This is a genomic window from Curtobacterium sp. YR515 (genome assembly GCF_900113095.1).
In the GTDB taxonomy this organism is placed as follows: domain Bacteria; phylum Actinomycetota; class Actinomycetes; order Actinomycetales; family Microbacteriaceae; genus Curtobacterium.
Map to the genome: position 1 here is coordinate 164,401 of NZ_FOOD01000005.1, position 18,900 is coordinate 183,300.

Annotated in this window: 18 protein-coding genes; 12 read left to right on the plus strand and 6 right to left on the minus strand. The window is 72.6% G+C overall.

The features are described 5' to 3' along the window. The first annotated feature begins 34 nt into the window (after positions 1-34). The 3 genes from BM028_RS14995 to BM028_RS15005 are packed head-to-tail and all read left to right on the plus strand — an operon-like array spanning position 35 to position 2,135. A complete protein-coding gene (locus BM028_RS14995; protein WP_071301907.1) occupies positions 35-562 on the plus strand; it encodes a hypothetical protein in 528 nt (175 codons plus the stop codon). 35 nt (positions 563-597) lie between these two features. Beyond that, positions 598-1,578 (plus strand): aldo/keto reductase, encoded by a 981-nt coding sequence (locus BM028_RS15000; protein WP_092387539.1) that lies wholly within the window; start codon positions 598-600, stop codon positions 1,576-1,578. Then, positions 1,575-2,135: a hypothetical protein gene (locus tag BM028_RS15005; RefSeq protein WP_139219835.1), complete on the plus strand. Its 561-nt coding sequence runs from the start codon at positions 1,575-1,577 to the stop codon at positions 2,133-2,135. The genes BM028_RS15000 and BM028_RS15005 overlap by 4 nt, the downstream gene beginning before the upstream one ends. Positions 2,136-2,189: 54 nt before the next feature. Here BM028_RS15005 and BM028_RS15010 read toward each other — a convergent pair whose 3' ends face one another. The 3 genes from BM028_RS15010 to BM028_RS15020 are packed head-to-tail and all read right to left on the minus strand — an operon-like array spanning position 2,190 to position 5,468. Further along, positions 2,190-2,843: a hypothetical protein gene (locus tag BM028_RS15010; protein ID WP_092387543.1), complete on the minus strand. Its 654-nt coding sequence runs from the start codon at positions 2,841-2,843 to the stop codon at positions 2,190-2,192. Between the two features lies 1 nt (position 2,844). After that, positions 2,845-4,419 (minus strand): phenylacetate--CoA ligase family protein, encoded by a 1,575-nt coding sequence (locus tag BM028_RS15015; RefSeq protein WP_254789618.1) that lies wholly within the window; start codon positions 4,417-4,419, stop codon positions 2,845-2,847. Continuing rightward, entirely contained in the window at positions 4,416-5,468 is a 1,053-nt protein-coding gene (locus BM028_RS15020) for a nitroreductase family protein (RefSeq protein ID WP_092387545.1), read from the minus strand. The genes BM028_RS15015 and BM028_RS15020 overlap by 4 nt, the downstream gene beginning before the upstream one ends. A gap of 103 nt (positions 5,469-5,571) precedes the next feature. Here BM028_RS15020 and BM028_RS15025 point away from each other — a divergent pair, with 103 nt between their 5' ends. From BM028_RS15025 to BM028_RS15045, 5 genes are all read left to right on the plus strand, one after another. Then, positions 5,572-5,949 (plus strand): holo-ACP synthase, encoded by a 378-nt coding sequence (locus tag BM028_RS15025; RefSeq protein ID WP_071301988.1) that lies wholly within the window; start codon positions 5,572-5,574, stop codon positions 5,947-5,949. A 113-nt stretch (positions 5,950-6,062) separates the two neighbouring features. Next, complete coding sequence (locus BM028_RS15030; RefSeq protein WP_071294843.1) at positions 6,063-6,350, plus strand: acyl carrier protein; 288 nt, start codon at positions 6,063-6,065, stop codon at positions 6,348-6,350. Beyond that, a complete protein-coding gene (locus BM028_RS15035; protein WP_092387549.1) occupies positions 6,347-7,540 on the plus strand; it encodes an acyl-CoA dehydrogenase family protein in 1,194 nt (397 codons plus the stop codon). The genes BM028_RS15030 and BM028_RS15035 overlap by 4 nt, the downstream gene beginning before the upstream one ends. Further along, a complete protein-coding gene (locus BM028_RS15040; RefSeq protein ID WP_217647258.1) occupies positions 7,537-8,496 on the plus strand; it encodes an amino acid--[acyl-carrier-protein] ligase in 960 nt (319 codons plus the stop codon). Before BM028_RS15035 ends, BM028_RS15040 begins: the two co-directional genes overlap by 4 nt. After that, entirely contained in the window at positions 8,493-10,079 is a 1,587-nt protein-coding gene (locus BM028_RS15045; protein WP_139219836.1) for an alpha/beta hydrolase, read from the plus strand. The genes BM028_RS15040 and BM028_RS15045 overlap by 4 nt, the downstream gene beginning before the upstream one ends. On the opposite strand, the gene pip is transcribed toward BM028_RS15045, so the two are convergent. The 3 genes from pip to BM028_RS15060 are packed head-to-tail and all read right to left on the minus strand — an operon-like array spanning position 10,044 to position 12,511. Then, positions 10,044-11,015 carry a prolyl aminopeptidase gene (gene pip / locus BM028_RS15050; protein ID WP_092387553.1) on the minus strand — a complete coding sequence of 324 codons (972 nt, stop codon included), beginning with the start codon at positions 11,013-11,015 and terminating at the stop codon, positions 10,044-10,046. The two genes, BM028_RS15045 and pip, sit on opposite strands and share 36 nt — an antisense overlap. Positions 11,016-11,024: 9 nt before the next feature. After that, on the minus strand, positions 11,025-11,969 hold the full coding sequence (locus BM028_RS15055; RefSeq protein WP_175496094.1) for an alpha/beta fold hydrolase: 945 nt from the start codon (positions 11,967-11,969) through the stop codon (positions 11,025-11,027). A 53-nt stretch (positions 11,970-12,022) separates the two neighbouring features. Next, positions 12,023-12,511 (minus strand): peroxiredoxin, encoded by a 489-nt coding sequence (locus tag BM028_RS15060; RefSeq protein WP_070418722.1) that lies wholly within the window; start codon positions 12,509-12,511, stop codon positions 12,023-12,025. 244 nt (positions 12,512-12,755) lie between these two features. Here BM028_RS15060 and aceE point away from each other — a divergent pair, with 244 nt between their 5' ends. The 4 genes from aceE to BM028_RS15080 all read left to right on the plus strand — a co-directional run bounded on the left by aceE (position 12,756) and on the right by BM028_RS15080 (position 18,834). Further along, positions 12,756-15,500 carry a pyruvate dehydrogenase (acetyl-transferring), homodimeric type gene (gene aceE / locus BM028_RS15065; protein WP_070418721.1) on the plus strand — a complete coding sequence of 915 codons (2,745 nt, stop codon included), beginning with the start codon at positions 12,756-12,758 and terminating at the stop codon, positions 15,498-15,500. 7 nt (positions 15,501-15,507) lie between these two features. Then, positions 15,508-16,734: a PucR family transcriptional regulator gene (locus tag BM028_RS15070; RefSeq protein ID WP_070418720.1), complete on the plus strand. Its 1,227-nt coding sequence runs from the start codon at positions 15,508-15,510 to the stop codon at positions 16,732-16,734. Between the two features lie 106 nt (positions 16,735-16,840). Then, complete coding sequence (locus tag BM028_RS15075; RefSeq protein WP_092387557.1) at positions 16,841-17,782, plus strand: ACP S-malonyltransferase; 942 nt, start codon at positions 16,841-16,843, stop codon at positions 17,780-17,782. Then, the gene (locus tag BM028_RS15080) at positions 17,779-18,834 is read left to right on the plus strand and encodes a beta-ketoacyl-ACP synthase III (protein ID WP_254789620.1); all 1,056 of its coding nucleotides are present in this window, start codon (positions 17,779-17,781) and stop codon (positions 18,832-18,834) included. The genes BM028_RS15075 and BM028_RS15080 overlap by 4 nt, the downstream gene beginning before the upstream one ends. Positions 18,835-18,900 lie beyond the last annotated feature (66 nt).

Consider the following 18,900-nt stretch of genomic DNA (forward strand, 5'->3'; position numbering starts at 1 on the left):
GAGATCCCGGTCGTCGCCGGGTAGCGTCATCCCCGTGAACGGAGTCGGAGTCCTCGACGAGGCCGGCCGCCTGCGGCTGCTCGGTGCCGGTGCGACCGGTGCCGCCTTCGCCGTCGTGCTCGTCGTCCTCGTGGCGTCGTCGTGGACGGAACCGACCCCGGCGCTCCTCGTCGGCCTCGGCGTCCCGGCGGCAGCGGTGGGCATCGCCATCGCCGTCGTCCTGCAGCTCCGCTCCTGGCGCGCCGAGGGCGGGTACGACCGGAGCGTCGTCGTCCGCAACTGGGTGCTCGACGGCGAGGTGCCCCCGACCGTGCCGGCCGCCGAGTGGATCCCCCTCGTGCAGGCCCAGGCCGAGCGCGAGGTCGCCGGCTGGGGCAAGATCGTCCTCTCGACGATCTGGATCCTGATGACCTGGTCGATGCGGGACCAGCACGGACCGGTCATCACGACGATGCTCATCCTGCTCTGGATCGGCCTCGGCCTGTGGAGCGCACTCTGGGTGATCCCCCGCGCCCGGGCCGCCAAACGGCTGCTCGGCCGCGGCGTCGCCACCCCCACCTGATCCCGCCCGGCACCGTCCTGGGTACGCTCGCCGTCATGCAGAGTCGCACCCTCGGCCGTACCGGCCGCCCCGTGTCCGTCGTCGGCCTCGGCACCTGGCAGTTCGGCGGTGACTGGGGCCCGGTCTCCGACGCCGACGCGAACGCCGTGATGGACGCGTCCGTCGAGTCCGGCGTCACGCTGTTCGACACCGCCGACGTCTACGGCGACGGCCGGAGCGAACAGCTGATCGGCGCGTGGCGGGCGGCCAACCCCGACGTCCCGCTGACGATCACGACGAAGATGGGCCGTCGCGCCGACCAGGTCCCGTCCAACTACGTCGCCGCGAACTTCCGCGAGTGGGTCGACCGCTCGCGCCGGAACCTGCGGCAGGACACCCTCGACCTCGTCCAGCTGCACTGCCCGCCGACCGAGGTCGTCGCCGACGACGCCGTGTACGACGCCCTCGACGCGCTCGTCGCCGACGGCTCGGTCGCCGCCTACGGCGTCAGCGTCGAGACCGCCGACCAGGCCCTCACCGCGATCGCCCGCCCCGGCGTCGCCACCGTCCAGATCATCCTCAACGCGTTCCGTCTCAAGCCACTCGACCGCGTGCTGCCGGCGGCCCAGGAGGCGCGGGTCGGCATCCTCGCGCGCGTCCCGCTGGCATCGGGCTTGCTGTCCGGCAAGTACACGGCGGACACGTCCTTCGCCGAGGGCGACCACCGCAACTACAACCGCCACGGCGAGGCGTTCGACCAGGGCGAGACCTTCAGCGGCGTCGACTTCGAGGACGGGGTACGCGCTGCCCAGGCCTTCGCGGCATCGCTGCCCGACGGCGTCTCGGTCCCGCAGGCGGCGCTCGCGTGGATCATCGCCCAGGACGGCGTGACCGCGGCGATCCCCGGCGCACGCAACCCGGAGCAGGCCCGGTCGAACGCCGGCGCGGGCTCGCTGCCCGAGGTCCCGGGCCTCGACGAGACCGTCCGCGAGCTGTACGACGAGTGGTTCCGCGCCGCCGTGCACGACCGGTGGTGAAGCCGGCGGCCGGCGGCGCAGCGCTCGCGGCACTCACGGTCCTGGCGCTCATCGCGGGCGGGACGGCACCGGCGGACGGCACCTCGCGGTCCGCTCCCCCGTGGCCCGCGCCGACGGCCCTCGCCGAGCACGCGGACGACGCCGGACTGCGCAACGTCTGGGGCGAGCGACTCGCCGAGCACGTGCACACCCACCTGACGATCCTCGACGGCGACGTCCCCGTGACGGTGCCGGCGAACGTCGGGCACTCGGACACCCGACGGTTCGCCGCGCAGCTGCACACGCACGACACCTCGGGCATCCTGCACGTCGAGTCCCCCACCCGGCAGACCTTCACGCTCGGGCAGTTCTTCGACGAGTGGGGCGTCTCGCTCGGCCCCGCACACGTCGGCGGGCTCCGTGGCGAGCTGACGGTGTGGGTCGACGGCCGCAGGTTCATCGGCGACCCGCGCTCCATCGCGCTGACGAACCGCCGCGAGGTCGTGCTCGACGTCACGACGATCGGTGAGGTCCCGCACTTCCCGCCGCCCTTCGACTGGCCGCCGCAGTACCGCTGACCCGCACCGCGACACGCCCGGCGACGCCGCGTCAGGCGACGCCGCCCCGCGCCCTCAGTCGCCCGGTAGCCCGAGCGCGCTCCCCCGCGGGACCGGTCGCGGCTCCGGAGGGTGCACGGCCCGGAGCGCGCGAACCAGCTCGCGGTCGTGCCGGTCCGAGCCGCCGCCGACGCTCCCGAGGCCGTACCGGGCACGCAGTCGGACCGGCCCGTGGACGGTCTCGAGGCGAAGGCACGACATCGTGAACGTCGGGTACCACGGCGGCCGGTACTCGCCCACGTCGATCGACGTCACGTCCGACCACAGCACGGTCGACACCGGCTCCGGTTCCTCGGGCGCCCACCCGTGCAGGCCCGCGTCGTCGACCGTCCACACCACCGGCAGCGACGTCGGCACCCCGACGGCGCGCTGTCCGGATGCCCAACGCCGCACCGGCAGCCAGAGCCGGATCGGCAGCCCACCGACCTCGTGCACCCGTCGCGCCGTCGCGCGGTCGGCGTACGGGAACCACAGGTTCGGCACGACCACCACCACGCCCGTGATGATGACGGAGGCCGCGATCGCGCTGATCGTCGGTTCGGTGTGGAACGCCACGCACACTGCGGTCCCGACCGCCACCACGACGAGGCTCGCCACACGGAGCGGCACCGGGTCGACGAAGCGGCCGTCCCGCAGCCGCTCCAGCCACGCCCGACGGTCCCGCGGCACGTCAGGCCTCCTTCGGGGCGGTCCACGCCAGGTCGAGGTCCCACTCGTCCACCGAGCCGGCCGGCAGCTGCCACACGTACTCGTTCTTGAGCTTGCGGCCGTCCTCGCGGAAGGGGCCGGTGCGGTACGGGTAGAACGCCACGGTCGGCAGCGTACCCTGCGGCGCCGTCCGGATCGCGTTCGAGAAGTCCTTGTTCAACCGGCGCAGCTCGGCAACCACCGCGCCACGAGCACCGTCGGCGTCGAACCCCGATGCGCCGGACGCGAGCTGGAACGCGATGTGCAGCTGCCGGTCGCCGCGGTCGTCCTCGTAGCTGATCAGCCGGTGGTTCTCGACGGCCTCGAGCAGCGCCGGGTCGCCGTAGACCACGTCGCGCACGACGTCCGGCGCGACGACCGCCCCGTTGTAGTCGACGGACAGGTCGGACCGCCCGTAGTGGAACAGCAGCGGCAGGTCGAGCTCGGCGGCGTCGGCGAGGTCGTCGAACCCGTGCTCGCGCAGGGTCCGACGCAGCGAACGCATCCGCACCACGTGCCCGCGGTCGTGGATGTTGTACCGGATGCGGGGGCTGATGTTCTCGGACCGGGTGATCGTCACGACGAGCTCCCCGAGCTCGTTCGTCTCGATGAGGTAGCCGAACGGGTTGAACTGGAACACCATCGGCAGCACGCCGTACTCGGCCTGCTTCGTCAGCGCGGCGGAGAGCTCCGGCGACGCCGCGATCGCCCGACGCAGCTGCACGCTGAACGGAGTCTCGATCCCGAGGTTGATCTCGAGGTCGCTCGCCCCGTACGACCCGAGCACGGCCTGCGCGTACTGCTCGATGTGCGCGCGCATGTTCTCGCTGATGCCCTCGCCGCCGAACGCCGCGACGATCGTGTACTCGCTCCAGTCGAGCCGGTCGTCCTCGAACAGTGCCTTCAGGAACGGCGGGTAGCTGCAGATGATGTACGTGAAGTCGGTGCCGAACTCGCGCATCGTCTGCACGATCTTGTCGCGGTCCGGCCCGATCGATTTGATCATCGACGACTCGGTGAGCGACGCCGTCACGTTCATGCCGGTGGCCCAGGCGCCGAGCGAGAACGCGTTGAGCACGAACGGCTGCTTCGGCAGGTCCTTCGCGGTCCGCGAGAACCCGAGCTGCAGCAGTTGGCGGGTCGCCTGCCGTTCGTCGGGGCCGCGCACCCAGCTCGTCGGCGTGCCGCTCGACCCGCTCGACTCGTCGACGACGACCCCGCGCCGGGGCAGCCGACCGTCGACGCAGCGCTCGGGGATGCTCCACCGCTTGACGTACGTCTCCTTGTCCATCTCGGGCAGCCCCGAGATCGCTGCGGCGATGCCGCCGCGTGTGTCCAGACGGGAGGCACGCCCCGCCTCCGCCAGGAACGCCCCGTACGCGGGCACCCGCTTCGCAGCCCGCTCGGCCGTCCGCCACGCACGCCAGCGTCCGAGGGTCCAGCGGAGCGGCTCGATGCCCGGCGTGAGCAGGAGCTTGTGCGTGCCGACGCGCGGCATGAACAGCGCCACGACCGTCTCGACGACCCAGACCACCGAGAACACCGCCGCGCGCTTCACCGGGCACCCCCGATCGTCATCGCCGCCGCGGGTCGGCGGTGCGCCAGCGGTGGCGGTGCGCTGTGGCCGAAGCGGAAGAGCATCCACGCCATCCGACCGTCGGACTCGTCGACGCCGGCGCGCTCGACGAACGCGGCGTGCGACCGGGGGTTCGTGATCACGGTGCCGAACGGGTGCAGGGCGACGCCCCGTGCCGTGAGCTCGAGCCAGATCCGCATGAAGGTGCGTCCGGCCTCGACGTGGTCCGCCGGCGACGAGAACGGTCCCTCGAGCCACCCGAGCTGCCGGACGCCGCGCATCGTCGACAGGTACACGCGCTTGAAGACCCCGCCGACGCCGGGTGCCTCCCAGAGCCCGCGGTGCTCCATCGCGAACCGCAGCACCGGTCCGGGCATGAGCATCGTCTCCGCCGACAGCCCGTCACCGGACTCCGCAGCCTGCCGCTTCGAGAACCGCAGCCAGTGCAGGATCTCGTCGTGCACGGCGTCGTGCTGCAGGTCGTCGAACAGGGTCTCCTGGTTGACCCGGACGATCTCGTCGACGACGGCCCGGTCGGCGGTGGTGCGGAAGCGGTGGCCGGCCGCCGACGCGATGGCGGCCGCAGCCCGGATCGCGGACTCGTCCACCAGGGTCGCGTCGTAGGGCCTGCGCGAGGTGCGCCGTGCGAGGAAGCGGGCCAGCGCCTCCCGGTCGTCCGCCGTGGCGGCTCGCGGACGCAACGCGACCGTGCCCAGTCGGTGCAGGTGGTCGTCGGCCGCGCCGGAACCGGCGCCGGCGTCCAGCCGCCCGAAGTCCATCTCGGCGTGGTCCAGCCGTTCCTGCACCGTGAACCCGTGCGCCCGGGCGACCACGTCGAGCCCGGCCAGGAACACCCCGGCGCAGACGTGGCCGAACGGGATGCCGAACGACTCGGCCGGCAACCCCCTGCGCAGGTCGTAGAACACGGTCGCGGTGCGGTCGTCCTCGACCCGCACGACGATCGGTTGCGAGTTGTGCGGCGACGGGTAGTGCCGCGCGTCCTCGATGATGCCCGTCCACGGTGATGCCATCGGTTCCCCCTCGGTGGTCTCTGCGGTCGATCATACGAACGCCCGGTGACGCCCATGCCGTCCGGGGAATGCAGTGCTCCCCGCGCCCGCGTACGCTCGGCCCATGGCCACGATCCGGACCGGCACCGACCTCGCCGCGGTCGAGGACGTGATCGCCGGGATCACCGCGCACGGCGAGCGCTACCTCGCCCGGGTCTTCACCCGGCAGGAGCGCGCCGACGCCGGGGACGACCCGGAGCGCCTCGCCGCCCGCTTCGCCGGCAAGGAGGCCGTGCTGAAACTGCTCCGGCCGGAGCGTTCGGACGCCGTCCCGCTGACCGACGTCGCCGTCGTGCTCGACACCGTCGGCGCCCCCGTCGTCGAGCTGACCGGTCGTGCGGCGGAGCTCGCCGAGGCGGTCGGCTGCACGTCGATCGCGGTCTCGTTGTCCCACGAACGGGGACTGGCGATCGCCACCGCCGTCGCCCTCTCCGAGCGCTGACGCAGCCCCCTGGGTCGCTCCCTGTCAGGGCACTCAGGTCCGGCGCGGCGCGTGCGGTTTCACGCACCCGCACGGCGGCTTTCCGGGCCGCCGTCCTCCTTATCGTTGCCAGCATGCACCAGGACCCGACCTCCGCAGCGACCGCCGTCGCACTCGTCGCCCCGACGACCGAACTGGCCGTCCGGCGAGCCCTCGCCGACCACGGACGGCTCGTCGTCGACGCCATGGACGTGGCGTCGATCGCCGACCTCTACGCCCTCGGGCTGACCTCGCACGCCACCGTGAACGTGATGCTCGCGGTCGAGAACGAACTCGACGTGGAGTTCCCCGACGCCGCGCTGCACCGGTCGACCTTCGCCACCATCGAGTCCATCGCCACGGCAGCGGAGACGGCGGCGTGATCACCGAGGAGCGTCCGGCGAGCGCCGGGACGACCGTCTCCGCCGTCGACCGGTTCGCCGAGCGCACCGCCCTCGTGGTCGACATCGCCGCCCGGTACGCCGACGAGGTCGACCGTGACGCCCGTCCCCCACGCGAGGCGATCGCCGCGATGAAGGAGCACGGTCTCCTCGCCGCGGCGGTCCCGGCGGAGCACGGCGGTGAGGGGGCGACCCTCGCCGAGCTCTCCGTCATCGCGACCGAACTCGGGCGTGCGTGCGCCGCGACGGCCATGGTCTTCGCGATGCACCACGGCCAGGCCATGGCGCTCTGGCGGCACGGCGGCGTGGCCCTCGGCGTCACCGCGATGATCGAGGCCGTGCGGGACGGCGCCCTCGTCGCGTCGTCCACCACCGAGCGCGGCATCGGCGGCGACGCCCGTCGGAGCACCTGCGCGATCGAGCCCGACCAGGCCGGACGCATCCGGCTCCGCAAGGACGCCCCGGTCATCTCGTACGCGACCGAGGCCGACGCGATCCTCGTCACCGCCCGGCGCGACCTCGACGCGCCGGCGTCCGACCAGCGGCTCGTCATCGCGCTGCCGGCGGAGACCACGCTCACGCAGACCTCGACCTGGGACACGCTCGGGCTCCGCGGCACGTGCAGCAACGGCTGGGTGCTCGACACCGAGACGCACGAGGACCGCGTCCTGCGCGACGACTACGCGACGATCTCCGCCCGCACGGTCCTGCCCGTGTCGCACGTCCTCTGGGCGTCGGTGTGGCTCGGGATCGCGGCGGACGCGGCGGACCGTGCCCGTCGGGCCGTCCGCAAGCAGGCGCGCGCCGCCGTCGGGCAGACCCCTCCGGGAGCACTTCGGCTCGCCGAGCTCCTGGTCGACCTGCAGACCATGGCCGACGCCGTCCGGCACGCCGCGGCCCGGTTCGACCAGGTTGCCGACGACCCCGAGGTGCTCGAGTCGACGGCGTACGCGCTGGCCGCGAACGCGCTGAAGATCGGCTCCTCCGAGCGGGTCACCGACCTCGTCACCCAGGCGCTGCGGATCGTCGGCATCGCCGGGTTCGCCGCCACCGGGGAGCTCAGCATCGCCCGGCACCTCCGAGACGCGCACGGTGCCGCCGTGATGGTGAGCAACGACCGTCTCCTGCAGAACGACGCCGCACTGGCACTCATGACCGGAGCCATCCTGTGACCATCACCGAACCGACGACCACGACGCAGTCCGCACCCGCGTCCGACCTCGACGCCGCCCGCGCCGCGCTGCGTGCACGGCTGCTCGCCGACGGCGTGCTCATCGACCTCGGGTCGCCGGGTCTCTACGGCCGCACGGGCGTGTTCGAGCGCGTGTACACGGCGGTCGACACCGCGGCCGTGGCCAGCCAGCAGGACCTCGACGCCGAGGTGCTGCGCTTCCCGCCCGTGGAGCCGCTCGCGGCGTTCGAGCGCACCGACTACATCGCGTCCTTCCCGGACCTCGCCGCGTCGATCTCCGGCTTCACCGGTGACGACCGCACGCACCGTGCCCTGCTCGCCGCCCGCGAGCGCGGGGAGCGGTGGGAGGGCTTCCTCGAGCCGGCCGACCTGATGCTGACCCCGGCGGTCTGCCACCCGGTCTACGGGCTCGTCGGGGACCGCGTCCCGCAGGACGGCCGCACCTTCGACATCGTCGGCGACTCGTTCCGGCGCGAGCCCTCGCTCGACCCGATGCGGCTGCAGGCGTTCCACATGCACGAGTTCGTGCACATCGGCACGCCCGCCTCGGCCCAGCACCACCGCGACGACCGCATCCCGGTCATGCGCGCGCTGCTCGAGTCGTTCGGCCTCGAGATCGACGTCGTCCCCGCGAACGACCCGTTCTTCGGACGGGTCGGGCAGATGCTCGCCCGGAACCAGGTCGAGCAGGCGCTCAAGTTCGAGTTCGTCACGCCCGTCTACGGCCCGGAGCACCCGGCGACCGCGATCGGCTCGGCGAACCTGCACGAGGACCACTTCGGCACGTCGTTCGGCATCCGCACCGCCGACGGCGAGGTCGCGCACAGCGCCTGCGTCGCGTTCGGCCTGGAGCGCATCACGATCGCCCTCTTCGCCGCCCACGGCACCGACCCCGACGCGTGGCCGGCTCCGGTCCGCGCGGCCCTGGCCCTGTGAGCACCCACCACGGCTGGACGGGTCGCCCGGCCCTCCGCGTCGCCGTGCAGCTCCCCGTCGCGGCGCGCGCCGGCGTCGTGATCTGTCCGCCGCTCGGGCAGGAGGGCGTCATCGCGTACCGGACCCTCCGCCTGCTGGCGGACCGACTGGAGGCGCGTGGCGTGGCCTCGGTGCGGTACGACCCGTCCGGACGTGGGGACTCCGCACCCGACGGCGATCCCGACGCGCAGGTCCGGTCGGCACGTCGCGCCGCAGCGGTGCTGCGTGGTGCCGGGGTCGAGCGGATCGCGTACGTCGGTCTGGCCTCCGCCGCGCCGATCGCCGCCGCCGCGGCCTCCGACACGGACGGCCTGGTCCTCTGGGACGCGCCCGCCTCCGGCCGCGCCTGGCTCCGGAAGCAGCGAGCACTGGCGACGATCACGATCGGCGCCGACCGCGTGGTCGACGGCGTCGAGAGCCTCGTCGGCATGGACGTCGACCCCACCGAAGCTGCGGCCCTCGGCGCGCTCACCTACCGGTCGCGGACCGGCCCGACCATCGCCCTCGTGCGCCCGGGCAGCAGCGCCCCCGCAGCGCTCGGCGACGTGTCGACGACCGAGGTCACCGGGAGCGCCGAGCTCCTCGACGGCACGAGCATGGTCGCCCGGATCCCGGGCTCCGCCGTCGACACCGTCGTGGCGTGGACGGACGCGTGGGCGCCGGCGGTGGCCCTGCCGGTCCTGCCGCCGGCACTCGACGAGGTCCTCGACGTGGACGCCCGCACGTCGGAGCGCATCGTCCGGATGGGCCCGGAACGGCTCTTCGCCATCGAGACCGTCACCTCCGGCCAGCACGAGGACGCCCCGGTCGTCGTGCTGCACAACGGCGCCGCCGAGCACCACGTCGGCGCGTCCGACTACCAGGTCGCCCTCGCACGGACCCTCGCCCGCGACGGTGCCCGGGTGGTCCGGGTCGACCGCAGCGGCACCGGTGAGAGCTCCGCGGTCCACGAGGACGAGCGGTCCGCGATGTTCGCGCAGGAGTGGATCGACGACCAGCAGGCGGTGGTCGACGCCCTCGCCGTGGACTCCCGACGGCTCGTGCTCGTCGGCATGTGCGCCGGCGCGTGGCTCGCGGGGCGCTCTGCGGACGCCGCACCGCGCATGGTCCTCGAGATCAGTCCGAACGACTACCGTCGCCAGCCGGCCGCGGTGGGCGCGTACGCCGATGCCCTCCGCGCGATCGACGAACCGTCGCCGCTGCGGCTGGTGCTCCGGCGCTGGTGGAACGCCGTCGTGCCCGAGTGGGTGCGCGACCGGGTCGCCCGTCGCGACCGGGTCGGCGGGGTCGTCGGACACGTCCGTCCGCTCGTCGAGCACGGCACCGACGTCGTGCTCATCGCGTCGCCCGTGGACGTCGAGCTGTTCGAGCGGCTCGGTGGTCCGCGTGCCCTCCGGCGGTGGGGCACCCGGGGCCGGACCGGCAGGGTGGAACTCGTGCGGGTGCCGGACGGCGACCACTCGCTGTTCTCCCCGGTGATGCGGCAGGCCGTGCTCACCGAGGTGCGGTCACGCGTCGCGGCGACGTTCCCCGTGCACGCCTGACCCGCGGGCGAACCCGTCGATGGCGCGCTGCGCGATCGCGACCTCGGTGGGGCCGCCGTGTCCCTCGTACTCGACGACCTCGAGGCGGCTGCCCGGCCACGCCCGGTGCAGCAGCCACGGCGTGATGGCCGGCCCGCTGACGTCACGCCGCCCGTGCACGAGCACGCCGGGGATCCCGGCGAGCTCGCCGGCGCGCCGGAGGACCTCGTCCGGACCGAGGAAGCAGTCGTTCGCCCAGTAGTGGGTGACCAGCGTGGCGAAGTTGCGCCGGTCCCGGGGATCGGTGTGCAGCTGCCCCGGGCGCCACGCCGGGTCGAGCGAGACGTGGGTCGACTCCCACGTGTCCCAGCTGTCGGCTGCGGCGTCCCGGACGGCGGGGTCGGACGAACGCAGCAGTCGGGCGTGGTGCTCGACCGGCCGCACGCCCGCCGGGACGTCGGCGGTGAACCGTGACCAGGCCTCCGGGAACACCGCCCCGACTCCCTCGGTGATCCAGTCGACCTCGCGACGGGAACCGGTGGTCACCGCGACGAGCACGACCTCGGTGACGCGCTCGGGGTGCTCGAGGGCGTAGGCGAGCGCGAGGGTGCTGCCCCACGAGACACCGTGCAGCAGCCAACGCTCGACGCCGAGGTGTCGCCGCAGCGCCTCGACGTCCTCGATCAGGGCCGCCGTCGTGTTGCGGTCGAGCGATCCGAGGTCGTCGATCGCCCACGGGGTGCTCCGCCCGCACCCGCGCTGGTCGAGCCCGATGATCCGGTACACCTCGGGGTCGAACCGCTGTCGGTAGCCCCCGGCGCCGAGACCGGATCCCGGGCCGCCGTGCAGGTACAGCGCCGGGCGGCCGGTCGGGTTGCCGGACACCTCCCAGTGGATCCGGGCGCCGTCGGGACGGTCGAGCCAGCCGTGGTCGTGGGGGTCGATGGGCGGGTGCACCCCCGGAGCCTACGACGGACGTGCGGACCGGACGAGGTCGAGCGTGCGCGCCACCGCGGTCGGGTGCTCGACGTGGGCGAAGTGCCCGCAGTCGTCGAGCAGCACCGTCCGGACGTCGGGCAGCAGGCCCCGGAGCGCCGCGAGGTCGGACACCCGGGCGAACACGTCGTCCCGCCCGGCGATCGCCGTGACCGGGCACGTCACGCCGCGCCAGCGGTCCAGGTCGTAGGCGGCCGCGGCACGAGCAGCTCCGGTGAAGCCGGCCGGACGGAGCTCGTCGACGAACGCCTCGAGCACGCTCGGGTCGAGCCGGCGCACGTGCGAGAAGACGGGAGCGGCGAGGACGGGCAGGAGGCCGATCGCCCGGAGTCCGCGCAGGAGCGGCCGTGCCGTCTCCCCGGTGATCGCGAGGCCCGCCCGCAGCAGCGTGAACGCGGGGAGCGTCAGGAGCCCGCGCACGGGGTGCCGGGACGCTCCGGCGGTCGCCACGGTCGTGCCGGAGACGAGCGCGACGGAGCGCACGCGTCCGGGTGCCGCGACGGCCAGGTGCATGCCGACGAAGGCGCCCATCGAGTGGCCGACGACGTCGACGTCCGGGACCGCGAGGGCGTCGAGCACCGTGGTCAGCACCGACGCCGCCTGGTCGACCCCGAGCGGCTCGACCGGTGCCGGTGACGCGCCCCAGCCCGGCAGGTCGACGAGCACGAGGCCGCGGTCGTCGATGCCGTGCGCCGCCGACAAGAGCGGGGTCCACGTGGTCCACGACCCGGCGACACCGTGCAGCAGGAGCAGCGCGGCGGGACCGGGTCGGTGGTGCACGACGACCAGGCCGACGTCGGTCGGGACGACGGTGCGCTGCAGGCCCCACCGGTCGGCGTCGGCGGTGACCGGGAACGGCGCGTACGGCTCGGCGGTGACCACCCGCGCGGGTGGGCGGTCGTCGACGGCGTGCACCGTGCCTCCAGTCCGCGACGCGTCGCGCGTCGCCTCAGGAGGTGTTCGGAACGCTAGCCGACGGGGACTGGTGCGGCGCAGGCCGCCAGGCGGTCGAGCGCGGCCTTGTACTCCGTCACGTCACGGGCGACGCCCGGCTCGGAGATGATCGAGGCCTTGATGCGGCCCTGCACGTCGATGACGAAGGTCGCGCGGGTGGCGAAGCCCTTGTGCTCGAGGAAGACGCCGTACTCCTTCGAGACGGCGCCGTGCGGCCAGAAGTCCGCGAGGAGTTCGAAGTCGTAGCCGTTCGACTCCGCGAACGACCGGAGCGTCGCCTTCGAGTCGACCGAGATGCCGACGAGCTCGACGCGCTGGTCCTGGAACATCGCGATGTTGTCCTGGAGGGCGCAGAGCTCGTTCGTGCAGGTCGACGAGAACGCGAGCGGGAAGAAGACCAGCGCGACCGGGCGGACGCCACGGAAGTCGCTGAGGCGGACGTGCTCCCCGAACTGGTTCGGGAGTTCGAAGTCCGGCGCGAGCGAGCCGATCTCCAGTGCCATCAGTGCGTTGCTTCTTCCTCGGGCGTGGGGTGTGCCCGGTGTCCTCGCGCACGCACGGGTCGCGTGTGCACGATCGGCAATCGTACGCCGACGTCACCCGAATGCAAGCACCTGTCCACCCACACGTCACCATCAGCCTCTGGGTCGGTGCGGGGGCCTAGAGTGGTCGGGGCCCCATCCGGTCGTGACCCGACCAACCGGTGGCCCGCCATGTCCACCACCACGAGAACGAACGAGGTCAAGGGTGACGGTGAACGACCAGGACCCGTACAGCCACGGCAGCAGCGACCAGGACCCGGAGGAGACCGCCGAATGGCGTGAGTCCCTCGATGGGCTGGTGCAGACCCACGGCCACCAGCGTGGCCGCGAGATCATGCTGAGCCTGCTCAAGCGGTCCAAGGAACTGCACCTCGGTGTGCCGATGGTCCCGACCACGGACTACGTGAACACCATCGCGCCGGAGAACGAGCCCGAGTTCCCGGGCGACGAGGAGCTCGAGCGCCGCTACCGCCGGTGGATCCGGTGGAACGCCGCGATCACCGTGCACCGCGCGCAGCGCCCCGGGATCGCGGTCGGCGGCCACATCTCGACCTACGCGTCGAGCGCCGCCATGTACGAGGTCGGCTACAACCACTTCTTCCGCGCGCAGGACCACCCGTCCGGCGGCGACCAGGTGTTCTTCCAGGGGCACGCGTCCCCCGGCATGTACGCCCGCGCCTACATGGAAGGGCGCCTCGGCGAGGACCAGCTCGACGGCTTCCGGCAGGAGAAGTCCCACGCCGGCGGCGGACTCTCGTCCTACCCGCACCCGCGCCTGATGCCGCACTTCTGGCAGTTCCCGACCGTGTCGATGGGCATCGGCCCGATCAACGCGATCTACCAGGCGCAGCAGGCGAAGTACCTCTCCAACCGCGGCATCAAGGACGCCTCCGACCAGCAGGTCTGGGCGTTCCTCGGCGACGGCGAGATGGACGAGGTCGAGTCGCGTGGACAGCTCCAGGTCGCCGCGAACGACGGCCTCGACAACCTGAACTTCGTGATCAACTGCAACCTGCAGCGTCTCGACGGTCCGGTCCGCGGCAACGGCAAGATCATCCAGGAGCTCGAGGCGTTCTTCCGCGGTGCGGGCTGGAACGTCATCAAGGTCGTCTGGGGCCGCGAGTGGGACGACCTGCTCGCCCGCGACACCGAGGGCGCGCTCCTCAACCTGATGAACCAGACGCCGGACGGCGACTACCAGACGTACAAGGCCGAGAACGGCGCGTACGTCCGCGAGAACTTCTTCGGGCGCGACCCGAAGGCGCTCGAGCTGGTCAAGGACTACACGGACGACCAGATCTGGAACCTCAAGCGCGGTGGGCACGACTACCGCAAGGTCTACGCCGCGTTCAAGGCCGCGACCGAGCACAAGGGCCAGCCGACCGTCATCCTCGCGAAGACGGTCAAGGGCTACGGCCTCGGCCCGAGCTTCGAGGGGCGCAACGCGACGCACCAGATGAAGAAGCTCACGCTCGACAACCTCAAGCAGTTCCGCGACGAGATGCGCATCCCGATCACGGACGCGCAGCTCGAGGAGAACCCCTACACGCCGCCGTACTACCACCCCGGGAACGACGACGAGGCGATCCAGTACATGCACGAGCGCCGGCGTGAGCTCGGCGGGTACGTGCCGGAGCGTCGCACCAAGTACACGTCGATCACCCTCCCCGAGGACTCGAAGTACCAGGTCGTCAAGAAGGGCTCCGGCAAGCAGGAGATCGCCACCACCATGGCGTTCGCCCGACTGCTGAAGGACCTGCTCCGCTCCCCCGACTTCGGCGACCGCGTGGTGCCGATCATCCCCGACGAGGCACGCACGTTCGGCATGGACGCGTACTTCCCGACGGCGAAGATCTACAACCCGAACGGCCAGCACTACACGTCGGTCGACCGCGAGCTCCTCCTCGCCTACAAGGAGAGCCCGCAGGGACAGATCATCCACGTCGGCATCAACGAGGCGGGCGCCCTCGCGGCGTTCACCGCGGTCGGCACCTCGTACTCGACGCAGGGCGAGCCGCTCATCCCGGTCTACGTCTTCTACTCGATGTTCGGGTTCCAGCGCACCGGCGACGCCATCTGGGCCGCCGGCGACCAGATGACCCGTGGCTTCATGATCGGCGCCACCGCCGGTCGCACGACGCTCACGGGCGAGGGCCTGCAGCACGCCGACGGCCACTCGCTGCTCCTCGCGACGACGAACCCGGCCGTGGTGTCCTACGACCCCGCGTACGGCTACGAGATCGGGCACATCGTCCAGGCCGGCCTCGACCGGATGTACGGCACGAACGAGGACGGCAGCGCGAAGCACGCCGACCCGAACGTCATGTACTACCTGACGGTCTACAACGAGCCGATCGTCCAGCCGGCCGAGCCCGAGGGCATCGACGTCGACGGCATCGTCAAGGGCATGTACCTGCTCAACCGCAGCGAGCACGACGGCCCGAAGGCCCAGCTGCTCGCGTCGGGTGTCGCCGTCCCGTGGATCCTCGAGGCGCAGCAGCTCCTCGCCGAGGACTGGGGCGTGTCGGCGGACGTCTGGAGCGTCACGAGCTGGGGTGAGCTGTACCGCGACGGTCTCGACGCGGAGCAGCACGCCTTCCTCAACCCGAACGAGGCGCCGCGCACCCCGTACGTGACCGAGCGGCTGCTCGGCACCGAGGGCCCGGTCGTCGCGGTGAGCGACTTCATGCACGCCGTGCAGGAGCAGATCCGCCCGTTCGTCCCGACCGACTACGCCACCCTCGGCGCCGACGGCTTCGGCTTCTCGGACACCCGTCCGGCAGCGCGCCGCTTCTTCCACATCGACGGCCCCTCGGTCGTCGTGCGGACGCTGCAGCAGCTCGCGAAGCAGGGCAAGGTCGACGGTGCGCTCGTCCAGCAGGCGATCGACAAGTACCGCCTGCACGACGTGACCGCCGGCACCACGGGCAGCGCGGGCGGCGAGAGCTGATCAGCGAGTGACGTCGGTCCGACCGGACTCCGAGAGCCAGGAGAGCGCGCGCGAGCGGGCGCTCTCCTGGCTCCGTCAGGTGTCCGGGGAACTCTCCACCGCCACCATCAAGCGGCTCGAGGACACCCTCCCCTGGTACAGCGAGATGCCTCCGGGCCGACGCTCCGCCGTGGGGCTCGTGGCCCAGGCGGGGATCACCTCGTTCATCAGCTGGCTCGAGGGCACCGCGTCGACCCCGTGGATCGCCGCGGCGGACGTCTTCGGCTCCGCGCCGCGGGAACTCCTGCGCTCGGTGAGCCTGCAACAGACGCTCCAGCTCATCCGCGTGGTCGTCACCGTGGTCGAGGAACGCGCCAAGGACGACGAGATGCTGCAGGAGGCGATCCTCAAGTACTCGCGGGACATCGCCTTCGCGGCTGCCGACGTCTACGCCCGCGCGGCCGAGGCCCGTGGGCTGTGGGACGCCCGGCTCGAGGCCCTCGTGGTCGACTCCATCCTGTCGGGTGAGTACGACGACGAACTCCCGTCGCGCATCGCGGCCCTTGGCTGGCACGGCCACGGCGAGGTCGCGGTCCTGGTCGGCAACGCGCCGAAGCAGCTCGAGGTCGACCAGATCCGTCGCACCGCCCGGCACATGGACGCCGACGTGCTCATCGGCGTGCAGGGCTCCCGCCTCGTCGTGGTGATCGGCCGTGCCACGCCGCGCGACGACGTCCCCGAGGGCGAGGAGCCGGTGTCCTTCACCGCCATCGCCCAGGCGCTCGAGCCCTCGTTCGGCGAGGGGCACCTCGTCCTCGGCAACGAGGTGCCCGGCGTGGTCGACGCGTCCACCAGTGCCAAGGGTGCCCTCGCCGGCTTCGCGGTCGCGCGGGCCTGGCGCGGTGCTCCTCGTCCGGCCCTGGCCGACGACCTGCTCCCGGAGCGGGCCCTCGCCGGCGACCCGCTCGCCCGGTCCGCCCTCGTGCAGCGCATCTACGTGCCGCTCAAGGACCAGTCGACGGAGCTCCTGCAGACGCTCTGGTGCTACCTCGACACCGGCCGGTCGCTCGAGGCCACGGCGCGCGAGCTGTTCGTGCACCCGAACACGGTGCGCTACCGGCTCCGCCGCGTGGCGGACATCATCGGGTGGGACGCCACGCACGCGCGGGACGCCCTCATCGTGCAGTCGGCGCTCATCCTCGGCGCCATGTCCGAGTCGACCGCCGGTCGGCGTCGCATCCCGCACCGCCGGTGAACGACGTCGTATGCCGCATCGTCGCTAGGAAATGCACAATGTCGAGCGGTCATCGCTGTGGGAAGCCCACACGGGTGCGGCGCGGGCCGACGGGCAGGATTGTCCGGTGATCGTCGTCGTCGCGCCCGGACAGGGCTCCCAGACCCCCGGCTTCCTCGCCCCCTGGCTCGAGGACGCCACCGTCCGTGACCGCGTGGGGGCGTGGTCCGAGGCCATCGGCGTCGACCTCGCCGCCCACGGCACCGAGTCCGACGCCGAGACCATCAAGGACACGGCGCTCGCGCAGCCGCTCATCGTCGCCGCCGGTCTCATCACGGCCGACGCCCTGCTCGCCGACGGCCGCCGTGCCCTCGTGGGCGGGGTCGCCGGCCACTCGGTCGGCGAGTTCACCGCCGCCGGGGTCGCCGGGATCCTCGAGCCGACCGACGCCGTCGCCCTCGTCGCCGAACGCGGCCGGGCGATGGCGGACGCCGCCGCGCTCGAGCCCACGTCGATGGCCGCCGTCCTCGGTGGGGACGCCGATGCCGTCGCCGCCGCGCTCGAGGCGAACGGCCTCGTCCCCGCGAACCACAACGGCGGCGGTCAGACCGTCGTCGCCGGTCCCGCCGACGCGATCGCCGCCCTCGCCGCCGACCCGCCCGCGAAGGCCCGCGTGATCCCCCTCGCCGTGGCCGGTGCGTTCCACACCCGGTACATGGCGTCCGCCGTCGAGCGTGTCGCCCCGGTCGCCGCCGCCGCGACCGTGCAGGACCCGTCGCTGCCGATCTGGACGAACGCCGACGGTTCCCGCGTGGACGACGGTCGTCGCTTCGTCGACCTCATGGTCCAGCAGATCCAGAGCCCCGTGCACTGGGACGCCGTGATGGAGTCCTTCGCGGCCGCCGGTGTCACGGGCATCATCGAACTCGCACCCGCCGGTGCCCTCGTCGGCCTGGCGAAGCGCGGTCTGCGCGGGACGCCGACCGTCGCGATCAAGACCCCCGACGACCTGCCCGCAGCGATCGACCTGCTGCAGAGCGCGGGCCAGGAAGCAGACGCAACCTCATGACCGACGCCCCCATCCCGACCCCCGCGACCGAGGGGACGGAGCCGACCCGCGCCTCCCGTCCGCTGCTGCAGCAGCGTCGCGGCCACGAGTTCACCCGCATCCTCGCCTTCGGCGCCGCCCGCGGTGAGAACGCCGTGCCGAACGACGACCTCGTCGGGCCGATCGACTCCTCCGACGAGTGGATCCGCCAGCGCACCGGCATCATCACCCGCATGCGCGCCGGCAAGGACGTCGAGGCGGTCGACCTCGCCGAGGCCGCCGCGCTCGACGCGATCGCCAAGGCCGGCCTGACGCCGGACCAGATCGGCGTCGTGCTCGTGAGCACCGTGACCCACACCGTCGCCACGCCGTCGATGGCGTCGCTGCTCGCCGAGCGCATCGGTGCCGCCCCCGCCGCGGCCTACGACATCAGCGCCGCGTGCGCCGGGTACGCGTACGGCATCGCCCAGGCGGACTCGTTCGTGAAGTCCGGCATCGCCGACCACGTGCTGGTCGTCGGTGCCGAGAAGCTCAGCGACATCGTCGACCCGACCGACCGCTCGATCTCGTTCCTGCTCGGCGACGGTGCCGGAGCGGCGATCGTCGGCCCGAGCGACTTCCCCGGGATCGCCCCGACGATCTGGGGCTCCGACGGGTCGAAGTGGGACGCGATCGGCATGACCTCGACCTACAACGAGTGGGAAGCGGGGGCCGCGCGGCCGACGATACGGCAGGCCGGTCAGACCGTGTTCCGCTGGGCCGTCTGGGAGATGGTCAAGGTCGCCCGTGAGGCGCTCGAGTCCGCCGGCATCCAGCCGTCCGACCTCGCCGCGTTCGTGCCGCACCAGGCGAACATCCGCATCATCGACGAGTTCGCCAAGCAGCTCGGCCTGCCCGAGTCCGTCGTGATCGCGCGCGACATCACCACCACCGGCAACACCTCGGCCGCGAGCATCCCGCTCGCCACGCACCGCCTGCTCGAGGAGAACCCCGAGCTCTCCGGCGGCCTCGCCCTGCAGATCGGCTTCGGCGCCGGCCTCGTCTTCGGCGCCCAGGTCGTCGTCCTCCCCTAGCCCATCCCGGCCACGCACCCGCGCGGCCACCCTCCGACGAGCCTCCGGGCACGCGACCGCTGCGTG